At 68.1% G+C, this 5,247-nt stretch carries 5 protein-coding genes and 2 pseudogenes; 5 read left to right on the top strand and 2 right to left on the bottom strand.

What is annotated here, in order from left to right:
* Positions 1-204, top strand: a pseudogene (locus AC04L7_RS11955) (MFS transporter); the annotation flags it as partial.
* Positions 205-274: 70 nt separating this feature from the next.
* Here AC04L7_RS11955 and dksA read toward each other — a convergent pair.
* Positions 275-1,399 carry an RNA polymerase-binding protein DksA gene (gene dksA / locus AC04L7_RS11950; RefSeq protein WP_296280262.1) on the bottom strand — a complete coding sequence of 375 codons (1,125 nt, stop codon included), beginning with the start codon at positions 1,397-1,399 and terminating at the stop codon, positions 275-277.
* A gap of 95 nt (positions 1,400-1,494) precedes the next feature.
* Between dksA and yidD the strand changes: the two genes are divergently transcribed.
* The 4 genes and pseudogenes from yidD to AC04L7_RS11930 form a co-directional block, all read left to right on the top strand.
* Entirely contained in the window at positions 1,495-1,752 is a 258-nt protein-coding gene (gene yidD / locus AC04L7_RS11945) for a membrane protein insertion efficiency factor YidD (protein ID WP_299342050.1), read from the top strand.
* Positions 1,752-3,098 (top strand): dihydroorotase, encoded by a 1,347-nt coding sequence (locus AC04L7_RS11940; RefSeq protein WP_299342047.1) that lies wholly within the window; start codon positions 1,752-1,754, stop codon positions 3,096-3,098. The genes yidD and AC04L7_RS11940 overlap by 1 nt, the downstream gene beginning before the upstream one ends.
* A 44-nt stretch (positions 3,099-3,142) precedes the next feature.
* Entirely contained in the window at positions 3,143-3,949 is an 807-nt protein-coding gene (locus AC04L7_RS11935) for a M23 family metallopeptidase (protein WP_436000996.1), read from the top strand.
* Positions 3,950-3,955: 6 nt separating this feature from the next.
* Positions 3,956-4,072 (top strand): annotated as a pseudogene (locus AC04L7_RS11930) (M23 family peptidase); the annotation flags it as partial.
* Between the two features lie 217 nt (positions 4,073-4,289).
* Here the strand turns inward: AC04L7_RS11930 and folE2 are convergent.
* Entirely contained in the window at positions 4,290-5,222 is a 933-nt protein-coding gene (folE2, locus tag AC04L7_RS11925) for a GTP cyclohydrolase FolE2 (protein WP_435997983.1), read from the bottom strand.
* Between the last annotated feature and the right edge of the window lie 25 nt (positions 5,223-5,247).

Raw genomic sequence — 5,247 nt, 5'->3', positions numbered from 1 at the left:
ATGCGCGGGCGCGTCTCGTCGATCAATGGCATCTTCGTCAGTTCGTCGAACGAACTCGGCGCGTTCTATGCAGGCACGATGGCGAAACTGCTGGGGCTGGTGCCGGCGGTGATCCTGGGCGGGTTCGCGATCCTCTCGGTGGCCGGCGTCACCGCCTGGAAGGCGCCGCGGCTGCGCCGACTGGACCTGCGCGAACTGCAGTAGCCCGGCTCTTGGTCCGGAATCAAAAAGCCCCGCCGGAGCGGGGCTTTTTGATTTCGCGGATGCGGGGAACTCAGTCGCCCTGCTGCTTCTGCAGGTGTTCCCAGCGCTCCTGGGCATCGATGGTGCGCTCGGCGGTCAGGCGGGCTTCGAGGCGGTCGAGGCCGATCTCTTCGCCGGTATCGACGCAATAGCCGTAATCGCCGCCTTCCAGGCGCTTCAGCGTGCTGTCGATCTTGCCGATCAGCTTGCGGTAGCGGTCGCGGGTACGCAGTTCCAGCGAGTTCTCGGTCTCGCGGGTCGCACGCTCGGCTTCGTCGCCGATGTCGCGGACTTCGTCCTTGAGGTTCTCGATGGTCTGCTTGGATTCCTCGACCAGGTCGGCACGCCACTGCAGCAGCCGCTGGCGGAAATACTCCAGCTGCAGCGTGCTCATGTACTCCTCGTCGGGCGAGGGCTTGTAGCCGGCCGGCACGATCGGTCGACCGGTGGCTTCATCGGTCTTGTAGGGCACTTCTTTCACCTTGCCGCGCACGACCGGCGCCGCAGGCCGAGCAGCGACGGCCACCGCTACCTTGCCCACGGGGCGGGCAACGGGCGGACGAGGCGTCACGGGGGTTTCTGCGGGGGTAGAGGCTTTGGCGTTCTTGGTATTCGGTTTCGGGACTGGCACAGGCTTCGGGGGGGACGGAACCTTGGCGGCGGGCGCCGGGGCCGGGGCAGCCGCCTTGGGGGCGGATGCAGGCACGGGAGTCTTGGTCGCAGCCGCGGTGGGGGCGGACTTTGCCGGAGCCGGCGTTGCGGCGGGCTTCGGTGCGGATTTGGGAGCGGGCTTCGCGGCCTTCGCCGGAGTCTTTGCCGGTGCCGCCTTGGCGACGGGCGCCTTGGTGGCCGGCGCGGGCGCGGGCTTCTTGGCGACTGCGGGTTTGGTCGCCTTGGCCACCGCCTTCTTGACCGGCGCCGCCTGCTTGGCCACCGGCTTGGCGGCCGGCTTCTTCGCCGGTGCCGCCTTCTTGGCCGGCACGGCCTTCTTGGCAGCCGGCTTCTTGGCGACGGGCTTGGGGGCCGCTTTCTTCGCAACCGGCTTGGCGGCCGGTTTCTTGGCGACAGCCTTCTTCACGACAGGCTTCTTGGCGACGGTCTGAGCGGGTTTCTTGGCGGCCTTGGCGGCCTTCTTCGCAGGTTTCTTTGCAGCCACGAACAGCGCTTCCTTGTTCTTCCCGAGCATCGGGAAAGCGCGCTTTTATAGCCTACCCGGCGGGCAGCGGCAACCCGACGCGGTATCATCGGGCCATGCTCGCCCGCCTGCTCATCCTGCTGCTGAAGGGCTACAAGCGCTTCATCAGTCCTATGCTAGGACCGCGTTGCCGCTTCGTGCCGTCCTGCTCCGAGTACGCCATGGAGGCGATCGGCCGGTTCGGCCCACTGAAGGGCGGCTGGCTGGCGGTGCGGCGGATAGGCCGTTGCCATCCCCTGCATCCCGGCGGCCACGACCCGGTCCCCCCGCGCACCGGCGCCTCCCCTCCCCATTCCTGCACAGGACACCACTGATGCCCGCTACCGTCATCGTCAACGCCCGTCTGGTCAATGAAGGCCGCGTCACCGAGGGTGACCTGCGCATCGAGAACGGGCGCATCGCCCGCATCGCCGCCGAAATAAGGCCCCGGGGCGACGACACGGTGATCGACGCCGCCGGGCGCCTGCTGCTGCCGGGGATGATCGACGATCAGGTGCATTTCCGCGAGCCCGGCATGCCGCACAAGGGCGACATGGCGACCGAATCCGCGGCAGCCGTCGCCGGCGGCCTGACCACGTTCATGGACATGCCCAACACCAGCCCGCCGACGCTGGATGCGGCCGCGCTGGAGGACAAGTACCAGCGGGCCAAGGGCCGGGCCTGGGGCAATTACGGCTTCTACATGGGCGCCAGCAACGACAACCTGGAGGCGATCCGCACGCTGGACCCGAAGACCGCGCCGGGCATCAAGGTGTTCATGGGCGCCTCCACCGGCAACATGCTGGTCGACAATCCCGACACGCTGGACGCGATCTTCCGCGAAGCACCCACGCCGATCATCACGCACTGCGAAGACACGCCTATGATCGACGCCAACCTGGCGGCGTTCCAGGCCAGGTACGGCGATGCGCTCAGTGCCGAACACCACCCGGACATCCGCAGCCGCGAGGCGTGCATCAAATCCACGCGGCTGGCGATGTCGCTGGCGCGCAAGCACGGCACCCGCCTGCACGTGCTGCACATCTCCACCGCTGATGAGCTGGCGCTGTTCACGCCGGGACCGCTGGTGCATCCGGACGGTGCGCGCAAGCGCATCACCGCAGAAACCTGCATCCACTTCCTGCGCTTCGACCGCGCGGATTACGCGGCGCTGGGCAACCTGATCAAGTGCAATCCCGCCATCAAGGACGCCAGCGACCGCGAAGCGCTGATCAAGGCGCTGGTGGAGGACGTGATCGATGTGCTCGCCACCGACCACGCCCCGCATACGCTGGAAGAAAAGGAAAAGCCCTACGTGCAGGCGCCCTCCGGCCTGCCGCTGGTGCAGTACGCGCTGGTGGCCGCGCTGGAACTGGTGCATGAGAAGCGCATGGACGTCGCCCGCGTGGTACAGAAGTTCGCCCACGCCCCCGCGCAGCTGTTCGACGTGAAGGAGCGCGGCTATCTGCGCGAAGGCTACTTCGCCGACCTCGTGCTGATCGACGACGAACCTTTCACCGTGAAGCGCGAAGACGTGCTGTCCAAGGTCGGCTGGTCGCCGTTCGAAGGCCGCACGTTCCGCTCGCGCATCGGCGCTACCTGGGTCAATGGGCGCATGGTCTGGAATGGCGAACACCTGGTCGGCACGCCCAACGGCCAGCGGCTGGAGTTCGCGCGTTGAAGTTGGCGGTAGCGGCGCTTCTCGCCGCGGTCTGTGCAGGCTGGATTCCCCTCGTAGGCGCCCAGGAAAGCGCGTCCGTGGCGCCCGTCCCGCAGGAGGAGCGCGTCGTGTTCCCGGCGAGCGTGTCGCAGGGCGCGCTGGTGTTCGGCAAAGTGCCGCCGGGAAGCGAGGTGCGCTTTCGTGAACGCCTGTTGCGCACCACCGGCTACGGCACTGTCGTGTTCGGCGTGGGGCGCGACGAAGCGGGCCCACTGAGCGTCGCCGTCACGACACCCTCCGGCCGCACGCAAGCCGTCGAGATCGCGGTAACGCCACGCGACTGGCCGGTCGAGCGCGTCAACGGCGTGCCGCCGAAGACCGTCAATCCGCCCCCGGAGATCGCCGCGCGCATCCAGCGCGAGCAGGCCCTGGTAACCGCCGCGCGCGACCGCGACGACGCGCGTGCGGATTTCGCGCTGCCGTTCCAGTGGCCCGTGCAGGGTCGCATCAGCGGTCGCTTCGGCAACGCCCGCGTCTACAACGGCCAGCCCGGCGCCGGCCACTCCGGCATGGACATCGCAGCGCCGACCGGCACGCCGGTCAAGGCACCCGCCGCCGGCATCGTGACGTTCGCATCACCCGACCTCTATCTCACGGGCGGCACTGTGTTGCTCGACCATGGACACGGCGTAAGCTCGAACTTCCTCCACCTGTCGCGCATCGACGTGAACGCCGGCGACCGGATCGAAGCCGGACAGGTCATCGGAGCCGTCGGTGCGACCGGGCGCGCCACGGGGCCGCATCTGCACTGGGGGATGAGCTGGTTCGACGTGAGAATCGATCCACTGCTGGTGCTAGAACGCGGGAAGTAGACACCTGTTGTTCGCCCCATCGGCGCGCTGCGGCGCGTTGATGGTCCATGACGCTTCTGGTTCCGGTGGGCGCGGTTCGACGTGCGCATCGATCCACTACTGGTGCTCGAACGCGGGAAGTAGGCACCCGTTGTTCGCCCCATCGGCGCGCTGCGGCGCGTTGATGGTCCATGACGCTTCTGGTTCCGGTCGGCGCGGTTCGCCGTGCGCATCGACCCACTGCTGGTGCTCGAAGGCGGGAAGTGACCCAGCCTGCCGTTGTGGTTGCGACGTAAGTCGCGAAGCGTTGCTTTGAGAGCGATCGCGACTTACGTCGCTCCCACATCCGGCAACCGGGGCCTCAGTCGTTGCTGCCGCTGACCCGGGCGACCGCGTCGTGCGGGTGCAGGCTTTCGTAGTGCGCGACGGTGGCGTCGTAGCGGGCGATGCGCGCATCGCCGGCAAGCACCGACGCGACCCGACGGGCTGCGTCTTCGCAGAACATCAGATTCTCTGCGTTGAGGCGGGCGAACGCCTGTTCGTCCACGCGCTTGACGGCCGTCTGGACCGGCGTCGCCAGCGCGGCTTCGAGCGCATCGACCAGGGCCACCAACGGGAGTTCATCGAACTGCGGACGCAGCTCGACGCGCACGCTGGCGCGACTGCGCTGCGCATGCGGCGTGGCGGCCAGCCCTCGCTCGGAGGCCAGCCAGTCATGCACCACGTTGACCGACAGCGGATGCGCCGCGGCGAAGTCCTCGGTGAACCGCTCGGCGTTGGCCTGGCGGGACAGCGCGGCCGACGCCGGGCAGGTGCTCGAATACTCCACGGAGAACGCCAGTGCCAGGATCAGGTGGCCGTCGGCTAGCGTGGCCTCGATCTCGACCGGATAACGCTTCCAGCCGGCGTAGTCGCTTTCCAGCGCCTTCCGCTGCAGCAATGCTTCGTAGCGGATGCGCAGGCGCGCCTGGGTGGCCAGGCCGGCCTGGGAGTCGACACTGGTCTGCAGCAGATGGCGCAGACCGGCCGGGGTGATGGCTTCACGCGCCAGGCCATCCTGGAGTTCCAGGTACAGCCGGGACATGTGGATGCCCCGAGCATCAGCGTTGGCCAGGTTCACCGACAGGTCGATGCTCGCCGCCACCTGCAGCTGGCCGCCCTGCCCGTCCGGAATGCGGACCGGCAGCGCGATGTTCTCCATGCCCACCCAGTCCAGCGGACGCGCCAGCGGCACGCGCTGGTGGGCGACGTCGGGAAGATCGGCGCGGGGCGCCAGAGGGAGCGAGGAAGTCATCATTGTGCACGGGGGAGTGATGGCG

Source organism: Pseudoxanthomonas sp. LjRoot204_2, from assembly GCF_056175765.1.
Note: the sequence above shows the minus strand (reverse complement) of the source record. Positions and strands in the feature narration are given on the sequence as shown.